12 protein-coding genes are annotated in these 19,961 nt (G+C 35.8%); 7 read left to right on the top strand and 5 right to left on the bottom strand.

Annotated elements, in window-relative coordinates:
* Window positions 1-62 precede the first annotated feature (62 nt).
* On the top strand, window positions 63-1,424 hold the full coding sequence (locus ACEN2K_RS02175; protein ID WP_441757670.1) for a hydroxymethylglutaryl-CoA synthase family protein: 1,362 nt from the start codon (window positions 63-65) through the stop codon (window positions 1,422-1,424).
* Between the two features lie 64 nt (window positions 1,425-1,488).
* On the opposite strand, the gene ACEN2K_RS02170 is transcribed toward ACEN2K_RS02175, so the two are convergent.
* Window positions 1,489-2,970: a helix-turn-helix domain-containing protein gene (locus tag ACEN2K_RS02170; RefSeq protein ID WP_441757669.1), complete on the bottom strand. Its 1,482-nt coding sequence runs from the start codon at window positions 2,968-2,970 to the stop codon at window positions 1,489-1,491.
* Window positions 2,971-3,089: 119 nt separating this feature from the next.
* Here ACEN2K_RS02170 and aceB point away from each other — a divergent pair, with 119 nt between their 5' ends.
* From aceB to ACEN2K_RS02145, 5 genes are all read left to right on the top strand, one after another.
* Window positions 3,090-4,691, top strand: coding sequence for a malate synthase A (gene aceB, locus ACEN2K_RS02165; RefSeq protein ID WP_441757668.1), 1,602 nt, complete (start codon window positions 3,090-3,092; stop codon window positions 4,689-4,691).
* Between the two features lie 39 nt (window positions 4,692-4,730).
* On the top strand, window positions 4,731-6,014 hold the full coding sequence (aceA, locus tag ACEN2K_RS02160) for an isocitrate lyase (RefSeq protein ID WP_441757667.1): 1,284 nt from the start codon (window positions 4,731-4,733) through the stop codon (window positions 6,012-6,014).
* Between the two features lie 157 nt (window positions 6,015-6,171).
* Window positions 6,172-7,464, top strand: coding sequence for an aminopeptidase P family protein (locus tag ACEN2K_RS02155; RefSeq protein ID WP_441757666.1), 1,293 nt, complete (start codon window positions 6,172-6,174; stop codon window positions 7,462-7,464).
* Window positions 7,465-7,855: 391 nt separating this feature from the next.
* Window positions 7,856-8,656 (top strand): TIGR00266 family protein, encoded by an 801-nt coding sequence (locus tag ACEN2K_RS02150; protein ID WP_441757665.1) that lies wholly within the window; start codon window positions 7,856-7,858, stop codon window positions 8,654-8,656.
* A 318-nt stretch (window positions 8,657-8,974) separates the two neighbouring features.
* The gene (locus tag ACEN2K_RS02145; protein ID WP_441757664.1) at window positions 8,975-9,757 is read left to right on the top strand and encodes an alpha/beta fold hydrolase; all 783 of its coding nucleotides are present in this window, start codon (window positions 8,975-8,977) and stop codon (window positions 9,755-9,757) included.
* A 54-nt stretch (window positions 9,758-9,811) separates the two neighbouring features.
* Here the strand turns inward: ACEN2K_RS02145 and ACEN2K_RS02140 are convergent, their stop codons facing one another.
* The 4 genes from ACEN2K_RS02140 to ACEN2K_RS02125 all read right to left on the bottom strand — a co-directional run bounded on the left by ACEN2K_RS02140 (window position 9,812) and on the right by ACEN2K_RS02125 (window position 19,244).
* A complete protein-coding gene (locus tag ACEN2K_RS02140) occupies window positions 9,812-12,574 on the bottom strand; it encodes a PD-(D/E)XK nuclease family protein (protein WP_441757663.1) in 2,763 nt (920 codons plus the stop codon).
* Between the two features lie 63 nt (window positions 12,575-12,637).
* Window positions 12,638-14,071, bottom strand: a complete 1,434-nt coding sequence (locus ACEN2K_RS02135; protein ID WP_441757662.1) for an OmpA family protein — start codon at window positions 14,069-14,071, stop codon at window positions 12,638-12,640.
* A gap of 133 nt (window positions 14,072-14,204) precedes the next feature.
* On the bottom strand, window positions 14,205-15,398 hold the full coding sequence (gene kbl / locus ACEN2K_RS02130) for a glycine C-acetyltransferase (RefSeq protein ID WP_441757661.1): 1,194 nt from the start codon (window positions 15,396-15,398) through the stop codon (window positions 14,205-14,207).
* A 138-nt stretch (window positions 15,399-15,536) separates the two neighbouring features.
* Window positions 15,537-19,244 carry a UvrD-helicase domain-containing protein gene (locus ACEN2K_RS02125; protein WP_441757941.1) on the bottom strand — a complete coding sequence of 1,236 codons (3,708 nt, stop codon included), beginning with the start codon at window positions 19,242-19,244 and terminating at the stop codon, window positions 15,537-15,539.
* 324 nt (window positions 19,245-19,568) lie between these two features.
* On the opposite strand from ACEN2K_RS02125, the gene rbfA reads away from it, so the two are divergent.
* The gene (gene rbfA / locus ACEN2K_RS02120) at window positions 19,569-19,961 is read left to right on the top strand and encodes a 30S ribosome-binding factor RbfA (protein ID WP_441757660.1); all 393 of its coding nucleotides are present in this window, start codon (window positions 19,569-19,571) and stop codon (window positions 19,959-19,961) included.

The following is a 19,961-nucleotide window of genomic DNA, read 5'->3' as shown; positions in this document are numbered from 1 at the left end:
CCGGTTGAAATCTTTGCACTTACAATGGCACAATTTATCTTTACCAGTTAAAAAATAAAAAAATGAACGTAGGAATAGACGCCCTCTCTTTTGATGTTGCCAAAATACATTTACCCATTAACACATTGGCGAAAGCCAGAAACATTGAACCCGAAAAACTAGAAAAAGGTCTCGGACTAGTAAAAATGACTTTGGCTGATAAACACCAAGACACTGTAGTTTTTGGTGCCAATGCACTGACCAAATTAATTCAAGATAACGCTATCAAATTAAGTGAGGTTGACAGGATCTACGTAGGTACTGAAAGCAGTATTGACAACTCTAAACCCATCAGTTCATTCTTGATTGCTTTGATGGAACAAAAATTTGGAGAAAACACACTGTCTGAATGTGACGTAGTCGATTTTACGTTTGCCTGTATTGGCGGCGTAGACGCGATGCAAAATTGTATTGATTATATAAAGTTAAATCCAACCAAAAAAGCCATTGTTGTTACCACTGATTTAGCCAAATATGATTTAAACTCAACTGGAGAATACACTCAAGGAGCGGGTGCAATTGCCATGCTAATAACCTCAAACCCTAAAATCATCTCTTTTGAGGATCACTGGGCAACAAGTACAAAAGGTGTTTTTGACTTTTTTAAACCCTATAGAACCGTTTTAAAAGAAGTAATTACTGGAAACAGGACAAACGAACCTTGGTTTGACAATCTAGAAAACGAAATAGAAATACACAAAGAGCAGCCTGTTTTTGACGGACAATATTCAAATCAATGTTATATGGACCGTACGCGTAATGCTTATTTCACCTTCAAAAAACTAAAGCAAACCGAAGACACTGTGTACAATTCATGGAAAAGCATTATCATGCATTTGCCTTATGCTTTTCAAGGACGCCGAATGTTGTCAGAAATCTATGCTCTGGATGCAGAAAACAAAATCATTAACGGAAATGAAGATACACAAGCATACCAGAACAAATTAAAAGAAACCAGCAAATCCGAGGCATATAAGACTTTTGTAAATCAAAAATTAATGCCTGCTGAACTAGCTTCTTCTTTGATTGGGAATTTATACACAGGCTCTATCTTTATGGGGCTATTATCAACTTTAGCTCATTTTTATGATACTAGTAAAGAAATAACTGCTGCAAAATTTGGATTTCTAGCTTACGGAAGTGGCTCTAAGTCAAAAGTTTTTGAAGGTACAATTCAACCAGAATGGAAAGTTGCTATTTCAAATTGCAAGTTATTTGAAATTTTAGAAAACAGTGTCGAAATCGATTTTGATACTTATGAGAAGCTACATAAAAAAGAACAACAAACTTCCGTTTTAAAACCCTCGAAAGAATGGATTTTAGATCGAATAGAAAATGAAATCCCTAATCTTATGGGCGCTCGTTATTATAAATGGGTAGATTAACAAAACAGAAAACCTCAATTGTAACGAGTTAACAATTGAGGTTTTATATATTGAAAATTCTTGTTTAACTATACTTAGCCATATACTGCTGTACAATCAAGTCGGTGTTCTCATTTCGCTTTTTCTGTTCTAAGTGAATGGGTGGAGATGCACGCACTTCGCAGTTAGGAACCGCACAGGTCTCACAAGTTACACCCACTAGCTCTTTTCTAATTGTTTCATTAGCAATAAACTTAAATTTCTTTTTCATTGCAGGACTTATCAAAATTCCCACTGAAATACTTCTTAAACAATCTTTTTTAAATGGATCTTCAGTAGCAGACGAAAAAACTAAATACTCATTATTACTGTTATCATAACGAGATATTTGAGCTCCAAAATAATGACTCTTGTTTTCAGCAAGTGCAGCTTCAATAGTTTTTATAGAAATCCATCTACGGCAATAATGTTCATTCATTTCATTAGCGTGTGGTTCTTGCTGATTAGTGATATGCAATTCCTTTTTAATCTGATAGGTATCCGCTCCAATTTTATGAGACAACCGCAGGAAAAATAAATTTTTCAATTGAAAATCCTTCGGTAAGATATTGGTTAATCGTTGATAGAAAGATTCTGGCGAAACATTGAATTGACCCATTAAATCTATCATTTCTTGTGCTGTAGGATTGCTTTTGGAAAGAAAAATATTTAGCTCTCCTATTAACTTTTTCCTTGGAATCAATAATGCCCCGGCAAAATAGGAGGCGTAAAAATTATTTAAAACCTGATCAAAATTATCAAATTTTATCCAGCTGAAAGTATACAACCGATCTTTAATATCCAGATAATTATACGCAATTTCTTTCGCTAAAATAAACGCTTTTTGTTGCTCATCAATTTCTAATGACAGCAATAAGGTTTTGCTGTTGGGTACATAAATGGAGCGCAAATCACCCAGTTCCTCTTGTTCTGAGAAAACCAGTTCTTCAATCGTATAGCCATATTCTTCTTTCAGAATTGCCGTTAGCTCTTCTAACGAAATTTTGTTATTGATATTGACATGAAACGCTTTGGAAAAATCCAAAACTTTTTGTTCTAAATCTTCAAAGTAATTATTATGTGCTTCTTGATAGGAACGCAGTGCCGCCAAGAAAAAACTTTCACGGCTTAAATTATAATGTTGCGCAATTTCAATAATCGTACTGATAAACGCATTGACTTTAGCAGGAGCATTAGCAATAATGTCAATTAAATCATTTTCCTGGATTCCAAAAATATCAAGCGGAATCTCCTTTAAAATTCCCGATTTCAAAATTTCACCAATTGGAGCCAAATTATTATCCAATTTCAAAGACACCATATGATCATAAGAAACCTCTAGCTTCTCGGCTAATAGAATAATCTTATCGGTCTTAGGATATTTTTTTCCTTTCTCAATTTCGTTTAAATACGATTTTGACAATTCCGTGATTTTGGCTAAGCCAAATAAGGATAAATTCTTATTGGTTCGTGCCTGCTTGAGCTTCAGACCAAAAATTAATTTAATGTACTCTTTTTCCATATTCATATTTCAAATATACGCTAAATAAAAAAACAACCGCAAAAAAAGTTTTTTTACATTTTAGCGTACGTTCGCTTGTTTTATAAAAAACTTTTTGTAACATTGTCATGTAAAACACATTAACCATGAAACAAACAACCAACACAATTGAAAAACAGCTTCGAATTAAAGCTACTAAAGGACAGCTTTTTCCTGAAGTTCTTACCGAAGACGCAATGGAATATCTTACAAATCTGCATCACCGTTTCAACAATCGACGAATTGCATTATTAGAAGATCGTAAAAAGCAACAACTGTTATTTGACGCAGGTGCATTGCCCACTTTCCCGCCGGAGACAAAAAACATACGAGACAACGAATGGCACGCCGCTCCCACTCCAGATGATTTATTAGACCGTAGAGTCGAAATTACTGGTCCTGTTGATAGGAAAATGGTCATTAATGCTTTAAATAGTGGTGCAAAAACTTTTATGGCTGATTTTGAAGACAGCACCTCGCCTACTTGGAGCAATCTAATGCAAGGACAACAAAATTTAATAGACGCTGTAAACAAAACCATCGTTCTAGAAGATGTTGCAAAAAATAAAAAATACAAACTAAATGATACGACTGCTGTTTTACTTGTCCGTCCAAGAGGTTTGCATTTACAAGAAAAACATATTTTAATTGAGGATCAAGAAACATCAGGTTCATTAGTTGACTTTGGACTGTATGCTTTTCACAATTTTAAACAATTACTAAAAAATGGGTCAGCTCCTTATTATTATATTCCAAAACTAGAGCACTATCTAGAAGCACGATGGTGGAACGAAGTAATTGACTTTACTGAGGATTACTTAGGAATGCAAAGAGGAACGATAAAAGTAACCGTTTTAATAGAAACAATTACGGCTAGTTTTCAGCTTGACGAAATCATATTCGAATTAAAAGAACATATAGTAGGATTGAACTGTGGCCGTTGGGACTATATTTTTTCGTACATCAAAAAATTAAGAAACAACCCCGCTTTTATTGTGCCAAACAGAGATCAAGTTACCATGACATCACCTTTTATGAGTACGTATTCTCAACTGGTAATTCAGCGTTGCCACAAAAGAAATATTCACGCAATTGGCGGCATGGCAGCTCAAATTCCGATAAAAAACAATCCAGAAGCAAACACAACTGCTTTCAACAAAGTGATTGCTGATAAAGAGCGTGAGGTTAGAAACGGACATGACGGTACCTGGGTCGCCCATCCAGACTTGATTCCTCTTGCCATGAAAGTATTCGATAGAGAAATGCCAACAAAGAATCAAATTCATATAAAAAGAGCCGATTTACAAATTACAGAAACTGATTTACTCGAAGTTCCAGAAGGCACCATAACCGAAGAAGGCGTTCGAAAAAACATTAATGTTTCTATTCTATACATCGCTTCTTGGCTTCATGGTCAAGGTGCCGCAGCCATTCATCATTTGATGGAAGATGCAGCAACAGCAGAGATCTCACGATCACAATTATGGCAGTGGTTGCAAAACGGAGTCACTTTGACCAATAATAAAAAACTGACAAACAATTATTACCATCGTTTAGCCATGGAAGAATTTGAAAAAATTAAAAAATTAGTAGGAGAAGAAAGCCACGAAAACGGAGAATACAAGCTAGCCGAGCAATTATTAGACGTACTGGTTGTCAATCCAAATTTTATTGACTTCCTGACTATTCCAGGCTACAAATACCTTTAAAAAAACCAAAAAAATATTACAACCAAAAAAAAAGAAATTATGAAAACTAGAGAAGAAAGAATTCAAGAATTAGTTACTGACTGGATCACTAACCCAAGATGGAAAGGAATTGAACGTCCCTATACAGCCGAAGAAGTAATTAACTTGCAAGGTTCTTACAAAATCGAACATAGTATCGCCAGAATGGGCGCTGAAAAATTATGGAAAAAACTAAATACTCAAGATTTTGTTGCTGGATTAGGTGCCTTGACTGGAAACCAAGCTATTCAAGAAGTGGAAGCCGGACTAGAAGCCATTTATTTAAGTGGATGGCAAGTGGCAGCTGATGCAAATGTTGCTGGCGAAATGTATCCTGACCAATCATTATATCCCGCTAATAGCGTTCCGCTAGTAGTAAAACGTATCAACAACGCTCTTTTACGTGCTGATCAAATACAAGTTGTAAACGGAGAAACTCACAAAAAAGACTATCTAGTTCCTATTGTTGCCGATGCCGAGGCTGGTTTTGGTGGAAACCTTAACGCATTCGAATTAATGAAATCTATGATCGAATCTGGTGCAGCTGGTGTACACTTTGAAGACCAATTAAGTTCTGCTAAAAAATGTGGCCACTTAGGCGGTAAAGTATTAGTACCCACTCAAGAAGCAATTAACAAGTTGGTTGCCGCACGTTTAGCAACAGATGTGATGGGAACACCCACATTAATTGTAGCACGTACAGATGCTGATGCAGCAAATTTATTAACTAGCGATATCGACCCTAGAGATGCTAAATTCATCACTGGCGAAAAAACTTCCGAAGGATTCTTCCACGTTAATTGTGGAATTGAACAAGGAATTGACAGAGGATTGAGCTACGCTCCCTATGCTGATTTGATTTGGATGGAAACAAGCAATCCTGATTTGGCTTTCGCTAAACAATTTGCCGATGCTATTCACAAAGAATTCCCTGGGAAAATGTTAGCGTACAACTGTTCGCCGTCCTTCAACTGGGCTGCAAAACTATCTGTAGCAGAGATGGAAACTTTTAGAGAAGACCTAGCCGCTATGGGATACAAATTTCAGTTCATCACTTTAGCAGGATTCCACGCTTTAAACACCAGTATGTTTGAATTGTCAAAAGCTTATAAAGAAAGAGGAATGGCAGGATATTCTGAATTACAAGAGCGTGAATTTGCTTTGCAAAAACACGGTTTCAAAGCGGTTAAACACCAAGGATTTGTAGGGACAACCTATTTTGATGCCGTACAAAACACTGTAACAACTGGAAGATCGTCAACAACAGCAATGAAAGATTCAACTGAAACGGCTCAGTTCAAATAAAACACTATACTAACTCACTTGCAAAATGCATTGGTTTAAAATGACTCTTTTTAAGCCAATGCATTTTTAGTGTATTAATATAAATTGTTGAATTCATAACGGGAAACAATTTAATCTTAGTATTTTTGAGTAATTAAAAGTAAAAACAAAAATCGTTATGAAATACCATCAAATTGACCGTGACTTATTTATAAAGAATCGCGCCAAATTCATGGCTCAAATGAAGCCTAAAAGTGTTGCCGTTTTTAACTCCAATGATATTTATCCTATAAGTGCCGATAGTACCATGCCGTTTGCACAACACCGTGATATTTTTTATCTGTCTGGTGTGGATCAAGAAGAAAGTATTCTTTTACTTTTTCCAGATGCTCCTTATGAAAACCAGAGAGAAATTTTATTCTTAAAAGAAACTAACGACCATATTGCTGTTTGGGAAGGAGAAAAACTAACTAAAGAACGTGCACTTTCAGTTTCTGGAATAAAAACTGTGTACTGGTTACAAGAATTTGACAAGGTTTTAAACGAGATGATGACGTATGCGGATACCATGTACATCAATACTAATGAGCATTACCGTGCAGCTGTTGAAACTGAAACTCGCGAAGCTCGCTTTATAAAAAAATGGAAAGAAAAGTATCCTGCACACGCCGTTGCTAAAAGCAATCCTATTCTACAACGCATTCGTTCCGTAAAAGAAAGTGAAGAAATTGATTTGATCCAAAAAGCATGTGACATTACCGAAAAAGGGTTTAGAAGAATCCTTTCTTTTGTAAAACCAAATGTAACGGAGTACGAAATCGAGGCCGAATTCATTCATGAGTTTGTTCGCAATCGCTCTAAAGGCTTTGCTTACACTCCAATCATTGCATCTGGTAACAACGCAAACGTTCTGCACTATATCGAGAACAATCAGCAATGCAACGCTGGCGATTTAATTTTGCTTGATGTAGGTGCTGAATATGCTAACTATTCTAGTGATATGACACGTACGATTCCGGTTTCAGGAAAATTTTCTGATAGACAAAAAGCCGTTTATAATGCTGTTTTGAATGTTAAAAAAGAAGCGACTAAAATGCTTGTTCCAGGAACTTTATGGAAACAGTATCATATTGAAGTTGGTAAGTTAATGACTTCAGAGTTATTAGGTCTTGGATTAATCGATAAAGCAGATGTCCAAAACGAAAATCCAGAATGGCCTGCTTATAAGAAATACTTTATGCACGGAACGTCGCATCATATGGGACTGGACACCCATGATTACGGAATCCTAACTGAACCTATGCAAGCCAATATGGTTTTCACGGTAGAGCCTGGAATCTACATCCCAGCCGAAGGATTTGGAATCCGTCTTGAAGACGATGTGGTAATTCAAGAAAATGGTGAGCCGTTTAACTTGATGCGCAACATTCCTATTGAAGTGGACGAAATAGAAAGTTTGATGAACGCGTAAAAAGTTTAAGGTTTAAAGTGAACAGTCTAGAATATTCTAGGCTGTTTTTTTTATGCCCATAATTCAAAATGAATAACATTTAAACAATTAAATTTTTTCTTTGGGCGCATCCCGCCTCCGTAAACTCTGGCAGGGTCGGGCTGTACGCTTTTAGTCCTCGTCCCTGAAAAACGGGACTGTGGGCTAGCCGCTGCCATCCCTTGCGCGAGTAAAGAACGTTAATGCTTCCAAAATAACATTCCTAAAATCATCACAACCTGTAACTTTAAAAGACAACTTACGTCATATACTTAATGAACGATAAAGCATTATTTAAAAAGAGCGAATTCCTATTGATAATGGATTAACAACAAATAAAATCATCTTTTAAAAATCAAATACAATCAAAATTATGACAGCACACGAAATAGATTACGAGATTTTCGGCGAAGAAATGCAGTATGTAGAAATCGAATTAGATCCACAGGAAATTGTCATTGCCGAGGCAGGCAGTTTCATGATGATGGACAATAACATCCAGATGCAAACCATTTTTGGCGATGGATCAAAGCAACAGTCAGGGATTTTTGATAAACTACTAAGTGCCGGAAAAAGAGTCCTAACAGGTGAGAGCATGTTCATGACCGCTTTTATCAACCAGCATCATGGTAAAGGAAAAGTATCTTTTGCTTCTCCCTATCCTGGAAAAATTCTTCCAATTGATTTAACCGAATTCCAAGGAAAATTCATCTGCCAAAAAAGTTCTTTTTTATGCGCTGCCAAAGGCGTTGCTGTTGGTATTGAATTTTCAAAAAAAATAGGCCGTGGTCTTTTTGGTGGCGAAGGTTTCATCATGCAAAAAATTGAAGGAGACGGAATGGCATTTGTACATTCAGGAGGAACTTTAGCAAAAAAAGAACTAAAAACAGGCGAAGTATTAAAAGTAGATACTGGTTGTATTGTAGGATTTACCAAAGATGTAGATTACGACATAGAATTCATTGGCGGCATCAAGAATTCTATTTTTGGAGGCGAAGGTTTGTTCTATGCTACATTACGCGGTCCTGGTACGGTTTACGTACAATCATTACCTTTCAGTAGATTGGCAGACCGAATCATTGCATCAGCACCCAAAGCTGGTGGAGATAGCCGTGGCGAAGGAAGCATTCTAGGCGGATTAGGAAATTTACTAGACGGAGATAATCGTTTTTAATCCAAAATCATTCTGCAATGTTTCAGAACCTTGTAGGATTTCTTTCTAAACAACATACTTACAAGGTTAAAAAAACCTTGCAGGAAATTATAGACCGGCTTTCAGAAATGGAGGCCGTTTTTTATTTTAATGGAAGTTGATAAGAGTTCGATTAACGCGTAGTATAGCCCCGATTGTAGCGGCATCCTTTTATCTTTCCCGATAGCTATCGGGAGAGATAAAAGATATAGCGAAAAGCGGGAGGAATCATGAAATATGCACAGTGGCGGTGCTCCTAAAAAAATAAATAATCCTACTTTTGCACTATAAACACTCGCTTTGAAAAATATTCAATACAAAAATACTAGCATTTCCTACTCAGATACCGGAAAAGGAACTGCAATAGTCTTACTTCATGGTTTTCTAGAAAACCAAAAGATGTGGGACAATTACATTGCGCCTTTTGCTAAGAAAAATCGTGTAATCACTATTGATTTATTGGGTCATGGGGAAACAGAATGTTGGGGTTATGTGCACAGCATGGAACACAATGCCGAAGCAGTTCACACAGTCTTGGCAGCATTACGCATTCGCAAAGCCGTTTTTGTAGGTCATTCTATGGGTGGATATGTAGCTTTGGCTTTTGCCGAGCTGTACCCGGAAGCTGTAAAAGGTTTGGTTTTATTGAACTCCACTGCTAAAGCGGATAGCGACGAACGAAAGGAAAACAGAGATCGCGCCATTAAAGCGGTAAAGCAGAGTTATAAGGGTTTTGTAAGCATGGCAATAGCCAATTTATTCAGTGAGAACAATCGTGAACGTTTAATTAACGAAATTGAAACAGTAAAAAAAGAAGCTTTAAAAACGCCGCTACAGGCTATTGTTGCTTCACTAGAAGGCATGAAAATACGCAAAGACCGAGAAGTTTTATTACATCTTCCTCCTTATCCAAAAATGCTGATTCTAGGCGAGAAAGACCCTGTTTTAGATTATGAAGAAACCAAAGTTCAAATTGAAAAAACCAATGTAGCATTGGTCACTTTCCCTGATGGTCACATGTCCCATATTGAAAATCAAGAAGTATTGACGAATGTTTTATTAGAGTATTTTAAGAGAATCTAATCCTAATCTTGCGTTCCTTGCGAAATCACTTTGCGAGCTTTGTGGTTAAAAAAATTAAACTTTCTCAGTAAAAGGTACTGTTTTATCCAAAATTTCATTTAAAAGCAATACAATTTGTTCTAAATAATTTGACATAACAACATCGTTAATCCCATATTCACTGTCTTTGTATTCTTTAAAATTAAATGGTAAAAACCCTGATTTTAAATTTTTAAAAGAAATGATTCCCGCTTCAATGGGTTTTGCATCGGCTAGTTTTTCATACATAAAAGCGTAAGCCAAAACCTGAATGATTTTATCGTTTTTGATTTCTTCGGTAAGTCCTTTCCACGATTTCAAAGTGACACTCGACTTTTCGACTTTACCCGTTTTATAATCGATAATACGTATGGTTCCGTTGCGTTCTTCGATTCTATCCACATTCCCTTTTATCAATACAGGAAAAGGCAAGCTTGGATGCACTAAACTTCGTTCAAAAGTTTGTTCCAGTGCAATAATTTTAATCGCATCACCCGCTTTAATACTTTCTAATTCTACTTTTAGGAAATTAGAAACATTTCTTTTTGCTACTTCAAAAGCGAGTAGATTTCGCCCTTTTTTAATCTCCCCTTCTTTATAAACCGCCTTGAATTGTTTAAGCACCTCAACATCTATTTGGTTAAAGCAGTTTTGAATGTCATGTTCAGCTATAAATTTTCCAATGAATGGCTCATACAACACTTTTAATGTTTCATGAATGATAGTTCCTAACGTATTCAAAGCGATATTTTCTTCGACTTCTTCGACTTCGCGAATGCGCAAAATCTTCTGAAAATAAAACTGAATCGGATTCCGAATATAACTCGTCAATGCCGATGGCGAAAAACCAACGGTAGCAATTTCTTTCAATCGAGTCATCACCGCCTCCGACTTTTGAATTACCATTGGAGTGTAAGCCGTGTCAGGCAAAACTGCGTTGTAAATTTCGTGTGTTAAATTATGATTGCGTTGTTTCTCAACTTCTAATTGAGTGATAAAACGGCTTTTCTCACCAGCGTCTAGTCCGTCACTTTCGGTATTATATAGCAAGTAGATTTTTTTTGCACGTTGCAATAAATGGTAAAAGTGATAAGTGTAAATGGCGTCTTTTTCTTTGAATGTTGGTAACCCCAGTTCGCGTTTCACATCATAAGGAATAAAAGAATTTTGAGATTTACCCGCTGGGAATTTACCTTCGTTCATAGAGGTAACAATTACCGTATCAAAATCCAAAACCCTACTTTCTAATACGCCCATTATCTGTAAACCATTTAATGGCTCTCCTTCAAACGAGACCTCAGCTAAATCAATTACTTGTTTGTAAATAGCATGTAAGGTGTTTATTTTATCTATATGTTCGTGTTGCGAATAGTAATTTATCAGTTTATTGATGACTTTGAATATAGCGAATACAAAGGCTTTTGTGATTTTCTCTTCTTCATTATCATTACTCAAATTATTCTTTATCGTAAGCAATAAAGTCGAAATCGTTTCTAAAACAGCGATCGAACCTTGCTCCCATTTTTTGAATAATAGTAAAAATAAATCCGTTGGCTCTGGATTTAATTCCATCATCTTTTGATGAGTAATAAACGTATAATTATTTTGATTGATGATGTTAACCAATCCTGATGTTTTGGCATACGGTTCCACTAAAGGGTGTGTCAAAATATCCAGCGCATCTTTATAATACAACACATAGTTTTTTGCATTTCGAGACAAGGCGTTAGTGTGCATCTTGAATAGTTTTGCTATCAAAATTTGAGCAGGATTGTTCTTACTTGAATAGCCCATGGTAATATTCAAAGCACCAACGGTTGATGGTAATGAATATAAAAGAGGTACCAACACATTTTCCTCACCAAGAACAACGGCCACTTTATCAAGTGAAGCCGAAGGATTTTCTTTGATAATTTTTTCAATTATAGTCCCCGTTATTTTTGCTTGACCAATAGTTTTAGGCGTACCAATAATTTGGATATTTTTGGTTTGCGAAAAATCATCTACAATCCACTCAAAAGGATTGGACTTATAATGTTTCCAATTGGATTTGAATCTTCTTAAAAAAAGTCCTGCATCATGATAAGGATCATTTAGAAAAGTTTGATCGGCGTCCCAGTATATTTTAGCTTGATCTTGAGCAATAAGGTGTTGTATGATTTTTTCTTCAGATGCATTTAAGGCATTAAAACCAGCGAAAACATAATGCTTGTTAACAATTGTTTTCGAAAAAGGAACTAAATTCTCAACAGCTTGACGGTAAATTAATCCTTGATAGCCTATCCCTTTTTTTAATAAATGGGAGTATAATGACTGATAGTAATGAGGTAGTAATTTCCAGAAGTCGATGTAGTTCTCAAGTAGTTGGGTTTTGTTCTCTACTTCAATTCCCCATTTTTTGATATCCTCGATGTCTTTTAAGTAAGACAAGACATGAGTTGGATCTAATAAATAGCGATCTATTTCATTAAAATCCTGCAAAAGCATTTTAGCCCAATTAGCAAACAATTCAAAAGACTGTTGTTGTGATTTATCTGTAATAGATAAATAGACTTCATAGAATTCAAATAGTAGTTCAATAGGATCAACAGTACGGACAGCAGCAATATCTTGAATAAAATCCTCTATACTAATAATTTCCGGTGAGAGTATATTAGAACTCACTTGTTTTTTTAAGGCTTCGATTAAAAATATCTTAGCTCTTTTATTGGGTAAGACCACTACTGTATTTGAAAGTTTATCAGCGTAATCTTGAATTAAAACATGTGCAATTTTATCTAAAAAAGAAGAGTGTATCATTTTATAAAAATAAAAAAAACGCCCCGATAAATCGAGGCGTTTCTTAAAATATTTTAGATGAAATTATTCTTTAATTAAAGAAACTTCAACTCTTCTATTGTTTGCTTTTCCTTTAGAAGTTTTGTTTGTGTCAATTGGTTTAGTTTCACCAAAACCAGTAGATTTTAATCTGTCAGTATTGATACCTTTTTCGATTAAGTAGTTTCTAACCGCTGCAGCTCTGTTTTCAGATAAAGTTTGGTTTAATGCATTACTACCATCGCTATCAGTATGCCCTTCAATCATAAAGTTTGAGTTAGGGTATTCTTTTAAGATATCAGTGATTGATTGTAAAACTGAGTAAGATTGAGTTTTGAAAGAAGATTTTCCAGAATCAAATAAGATTGTTTTTCCGTACTCATTCAATTGTTTGATTACTTCAGCAGTAACTTCAGGACAACCTGCGTTAGCAACAGTTCCTTTTACAGTAGGACATTTGTCATCTTTATCAAGAACACCGTCTCCATCAGTATCTGGCCAAGGACAACCTGCGTTTTCTTTAGGACCTGCAACTGTAGGACATTTGTCATCTTTATCAGCAATTCCGTCTCCGTCAGCATCTGGACAACCTTTTAATGCAGCTAAACCAGCAACATCTGGACAAGCATCATCTTTATCAGCAATACCATCTCCATCAGTATCAGGACATCCTTTTAAAGCAGCTAAACCAAATACATCTGGACAAGCATCTTCACTATCTTGGATTCCGTCTCCATCAGTATCAGGACAACCATTGAATTCTTTTAAACCAGCAACTTCTGGACAAGCATCATCTTTATCGTAGATTCCGTCTCCATCAGTGTCTTTTCCTCCAAATTTGAAGATAAGACCAGCAGTATGTTGGAAGTGAGATGGAGCATCTGGAGTTCCAGAAGCATCTTCTCTATCTCCAAAAGATTTTTTGTAAGAAGTCTCAAGAGCTAAACCTACATTTTCAGTAAACCAGAAAGTTAATCCAGCACCTGGATTAAGGGTTCCATAGCTACTATCTCCAAAGAAAGTATAACCTCCACCAACGTGTAACGAAGGATCAATTACTTTAGAATTGATTAAACTCATGAAGCTATATTTTACACTAGCATCAACTCCGTAATACATTAAATCACCTGGATTAGAAACAACATAACCGCGAGAATCATGTCCTGGAGCTGTTGGATCAAATTTTACATATTTATCAATTTTATTTACCGAACCTTGAATACCAAAAGAGAAGTTATCCCCGATGTATTTCGAAACGCTTAAGTAAGATACAGAAGGAAGTACATTCCAATTGTCTTTCGTTGCAAAAGGTTGAGAAAAATGTTGGTCTAACCAACCATTACCACCACCCGCACTAGTCTTAGTGTCTACGGCATTAACTCCAAAAGAGATCGCCCATGGGTTGTTACTGTCTTGTGCGTGAGAGCTTAACCCCATCACCATCATAGCAGCAACTAAAATTTTGTTAAGATGTTTCATACTTATTATTTTTAATTACAATTTAGTTAATTACAGACAAAAGTAACTCGATAATTATTAATTACAAAGCGAAATGTTAAAAAATACCTATTAATATCACAAAATATGGCAATTATGTAACTTTAGATTATAATTATACAACTTTCAGATCCTGACCTACTTCCACAAAGGCTGAGATCGCTTTATCCAAATGTTCCTTGGTATGTGCAGCTGATAATTGAACACGAATTCTAGCTTTATCTTTAGGAACTACTGGAAAGAAAAACCCGATCACATAGATTCCTTTTTTCAATAATTCGTCTGCCATTGTTTGAGACAATTTGGCGTCATACAACATCACGGGAACAATCGCCGAATCACCATCTATTATATCAAAACCAGCTTTTTTCATTCCTGCTTTGAAATAGTTCGTGTTCCACTCTAACTGATCTCTTAGCGTAGTGTCTTTTTCTAACAATTCAAATACCTTGATAGAAGCTCCTACAATTGCAGGCGCTAAAGAGTTTGAAAACAAATACGGTCTTGAACGTTGACGCAACAACTCAATTATTTCTTTCTTGGCTGTAGTATATCCTCCCATGGCACCACCTAAAGCTTTACCTAATGTTCCAGTAATTATATCTACTCTACCCATTACTCCTTTTGCTTCCAGCGTACCTTTTCCTGTTGCTCCTATAAATCCTGCAGCATGACACTCATCTACCATTACCATCGCATCATATTTATCAGCTAGGTCGCAAATTTTATCTAAAGGCGCTACTATACCATCCATTGAGAAAACTCCATCAGTAACAATAATCTTAAAACGACTTCCAGCTTCATTTGCCTTAATCAGTTGTTGCTCTAAGTCCTCCATGTTGCTATTTTCATAACGGTAACGGGACGCTTTACACAAACGCACCCCGTCAATAATAGAAGCATGGTTCAAACTATCTGAGATTATTGCATCTCCTTCTCCTAACAGTGGTTCGAAAACTCCTCCGTTTGCATCAAAAGCTGCTGCATATAAAATTGTATCTTCTGTTCCGTAGAATTCAGAAATTTTTCTTTCTAAAGTTTTATGAATATCCTGCGTACCACAAATAAAACGCACAGATGACATTCCGAAACCATGTGTATCCATAGTATCTTTAGCCGCCTGAATCACTTCTGGATGTGAAGACAATCCTAAATAGTTATTGGCACAAAAATTTAAAACGGTTTCTCCTGTTGAAATCGTAATCTCCGCATCTTGAGGCGAAGTGATGATTCTTTCTTTTTTGAATATGCCGTTATCTTCTATTGTTTGCAATTCGTTTTGCAGATGTTCTTTTATTTTTCCGTACATAATTTTAGGTGTATTTTGTTTAACGTTTAATTTATATAATGTAATTCTGAATCTATAACAGCATTAAAATGATGCAATAATTATTGAAAACCTTGCCTAATCTTTAACGTGTTATTTTGCGAATAATTCATTTTTACATTACAAATTTACTACATCGATTTCTTTTCCGATGTAAATCAATGCTTTTTTTACGACTTTATAACCCATTAGTTCAATTGCGTGTTGGTAATTTTCCAATTGCTTTTGATATTTAGCATTGTGGGCACCTGTTTTATAATCCAACAAATAGACTTCATTCGCTTGATTCACAACCATTCTATCTGGCTTGATGGTATTTCCTTCTTTTTGAATAATAGTCTGCTCGTTTAAAACTGTATTTCCTGACACAAAGCACCATTCTAATTCTTTATGATTCACAATGTCCAATATCGTTTTATGCACCAATTCTTTTTGTGTGAAATTAATCAAACCGTTCTCGATCGCTTTTTCGACAGCAAGTGTTACATCTTCTTTCGTTTTCACAAAAGATAAAATCTCGTGCACCACATTTCCGTACTCGATGGATTCTTGTTGATGCGTTCCCCACATTAACGCTTCCCGTTGAGCAATTTTTATATTCTTGGGATTCAATGTTTCCACAACTACTTCTATCTTTTTGGAAGTATCTACATGTTTTGAAGGAGATGATAATTTTAACGGGCTTCCAAATTCATACTCAAATTGCTCTTGATCAAAACCGTCTTTACTCTCCAAATAATTAATAAAGAAAGTCGACATATTATTGGTCTTTACCTCTCCTTTACTCGTTAAATTCATGTTCGAAATAATAAACAACTGCTCCTCTGCACGCGTAAGCGCTACATATAAGACATTTATATTATCTAATAACTCTTCTTGCTTCTTTTGGTCATAAATCATTTTTGCTTCCTCACCAAAACTCTCTACAGCCGCACTATTATCTATTAAAACTTTAGGTAAACCAAAATCCATCTCGGTAGCCTCCAGCCACAATTTGTCTTTTGGTTTTCTAGTGTAATCTTCCTCTGCAAAAGGCATAATCACTACTGGGAATTCCAGTCCTTTTGATTTGTGAATGGTCATAATACGCACCGCATTATTTCCCTCTGGCGACGGAATACTAAATTTCTCTGCATTCTTATCCCAAAAATTCAAGAAATCAGCAATTCCAGCTTGGTTACGTACATCACGTTCTAAAACAATGTCGAGGAAGTACTGGACGTAGGCATTCCCCACCCCGGCCCTCCCCGAAGGGGAGGGAGACTTGATGGTTTTATTATCTTTGGATGCATAAGTCGAATTAAATAATTTGTGAATATTTAATTCTAACTTTTCTTCTTGACTACTTAATTCTTTTCTAATAGTATCTAAAACTTTTGAAATTGAATCTATCACCTCTTCATTTCTAAAGCGGATTACTTTATAACCTAATTCATTTAAAACATTTGTTCGTTCTTCATCTAGTACTATTTGCTCTGGCGTAAAATGATAATCTCCGTCTACCTCAACAATCAGTTTTTTAGACAAACAAACAAAATCAACAATGTAATTAACAATCAAATGTTGTTGCCTGAATTTACTTCCTAGTGACTGCTCTTTTAATTCTGCCCAAAGAATTTTCTCTGCAACCGTAGGTTCTTTTCTGTGTGCGATCGCTTTTTCAAGTAACAAATGAGAATAATTCCCACCAGTCATATATCCTTTTTTATTCGATCCAACAGCAGTATCCTTTAAGCCCAAACCTTCAGCAGGCAGCGCAGCTACACTGTCTCCCCCTCCTTCGGAGGGGGCCGGGGGGAGGATAAACTTCGATACAATAATTTCTACAGCCTCATACAATGATTTTTTACGAATGTTTTGAAAAGATAACGAAATATCAAAACTCATTAACCAATTTTCAAAATCCACTTCGTTTTTATGTTCCATTCCTTGTGCAATGAAATCATGAACCGCTAATTTGTCTTGCACGTGTTCTGCGATGTAATGCAGAAAATAGGCTTTTGCCTCTAAGTCGGCATTGTTTTTTAAGTATTTTAAAAGATGAATAATCAAGCGCACTTCGGTTGCATTTTGAATCATCAAGGTCTCCGATGACAAAAGCGGAATATTTTGCTCTGTCAAATAATTGGCAATGGCTACACCTTCTCCTCGTTTGCGAGTTAAGATGACAATGTCTTTGTATTCAAAACCCTCTTTAAGCACTTTTTGAATCGTATTTAAAGTCGCCAAAACAAATAATTCTGTTTTATCTAGCGCTTCTTCATCGTCTTCACTATTTTCAACTTTTGGAATAAAAGAAATATTCACATATCCACCCGTTTTACTATTCGTTTTTTGATGGCTGTGATTTTCATATAAATCTTTATAATCTGGATGCTCAAATTCACCCGAAACCAACTTAAAAAATTCATTATTGAAATTAATTACTTGCGAGTAGCTACGGTAATTTTTATCTAAATGCTCTAGTTTTTTATCCGGATTATTAAACGGATTGTTGGATTTGCTTAACTCAATAAACTGCTCTGCTTTTCCACCACGCCAGCGATAAATAGACTGCTTGGGATCACCTACAATCATCAGCGTGCCTTTTTCACCAAAATCATCTTGACCCGAAAGGGCATTATCAATTAACGGAATCAGGTTTTGCCATTGCATTTCGGATGTATCTTGAAATTCATCAATAAAAAAATGACGGTAGCGCTCTCCTAATCGTTCATATATAAATGGAGCAGGTTGATTTTGAATTTCGCGGTGAATAATAGCGTTGAACTCAGTTATCGAAAGCACATTTTGTTCTTCTTGAATTTTAGTCAATTCATTACTCACCGTGTTCAATAAAGAAAGCGGCGTTATATTTTTAAGAAAGGCTTTGTAGAAATCTCTTTTTTCGAAATTTTTATAGATCGTAGCCAGAATTTGGATTAACTCCGGAATTAGATTTTCTATTAAAGCACGGTCTTTGGCCGTTTTATTGATGGCAATGTCATCAAACACATGAAAGGTTTTATTTTTCGGGTTGAATTTTCCATCTCGAATGCTGATTAAATGATTCGGAAACGTTCCTCTTGAAAACGATTTTAAATCGATGCCATTATTTTCAATTAGCGTTAAAGCTGCTTGCGCAAATTCGGCATTGTCTTTCTCTAAGACTTTGCAGCTTGCTACTAGTTTCTTTTTAATTTCGACAAAGTCGGCTATGGATTTATCATGAAAGTGCGTAATCTCAGAACGGTGGTTTTCGTTTAAAACTAAGCGACCGGTATCCAGAATTTCACGCGAAATATCCCAAGATTTATCATCATCGGTTTTTTCCATGGTGAAATCTATGAGCAACTTAGTTAGGGTTTCATCTTCTCCCGCTTGTGCAATGATTGCGTCTACTGCTTCGATTAGTAAATTCTCAGTATCAAGCGTTACCTCAAAAGTCATGGGCAAATTAAGATCGTGGGCAAAAGCACGAATTACTTTATGCGTAAATTTATCAATTGTCGAAATATCAAAAGCGGCATAATTATGAATGATGTGCTTGATGATTTGCTGGGATTTAGTCTTGATTTCAATATTCGAAAGCCCCGTATCTGTGGATAAATCCTGCATTAAGTCGAAGGCTTTTTGAGAAGGTTCGTCTTTGGCAAATTCAGACAAACTTCCTACGATCCGACTTTTCATTTCATGTACCGCTTTATTGGTAAATGTAATGGCAAGAATGTTTCTATACGCATCGTTTTTATGAGCTGTAAGAATAATTTTTAAGTATTCTTTGACCAATGCATAGGTTTTACCGGAACCTGCGGAAGCATCGTATATGGAGAAAGAAGGTCTCCCCAGCCCTCCCCGAAGGGAAGGGAAGGGAGCCGAAACTGGATTTATATTGTGTTCTGAACTGCTATTGTTTTCCATGGTGATTTTGTGTCTGAAGAAGTCTTTTATAACAAAATAAATCTCCAATATTATCGCAAATAATTATTTAATTGTACTGAGTGTGGGTAGAACGATTCCCTAGCCCTGATGGAAACGGCATCCTTTCCTGTGCGCCGCGGCGGACAGGAAAGATATAGTGCACAGCAGGAAAAAGCTTCTAAAAAACAGCTTTACTAATAGGTTGCTTTTAAAAATTGTTTGTTTAATGTTTAAAAGTAGTATTTTTGCACTATGGAAACAAATAGACAGAAAAAAATAGGTGGGGTGATCCAAAAAGATTTGGTTGATATTCTGCAAGGTGAAGTGAGAAAAAATGGCGTATCTAATTTAATTATTTCGGTATCTAAAGTTAGTGTGACTACAGATTTGTCTGTGGCAACGGTGTATTTAAGTGTATTTCCTCAAGATAAAGCAAATGAGATTTTGGAGGCAGTAAAGTCGAATGCAAAAACAATTAAGCATGATTTATCACAAAGAGTGCGTTTGCAATTGAGAAAAGTGCCCAACTTGGTTTTCTTTATTGATGATTCTTTAGACTATATTGAAAAAATCAACAATGCATTATCAAACAGAGATAATCCTATTGAAAATAGAGATCTTCTAGAAAAACGCAAGTTGATATAA

The sequence above is a fragment of the Flavobacterium sp. W21_SRS_FM3 genome, assembly GCF_052113625.1.
Lineage (GTDB): Bacteria > Bacteroidota > Bacteroidia > Flavobacteriales > Flavobacteriaceae > Flavobacterium.
The sequence above is the reverse complement of the archived record's forward strand: the minus strand, read 5'-3'. Positions and strand labels throughout refer to the sequence as shown.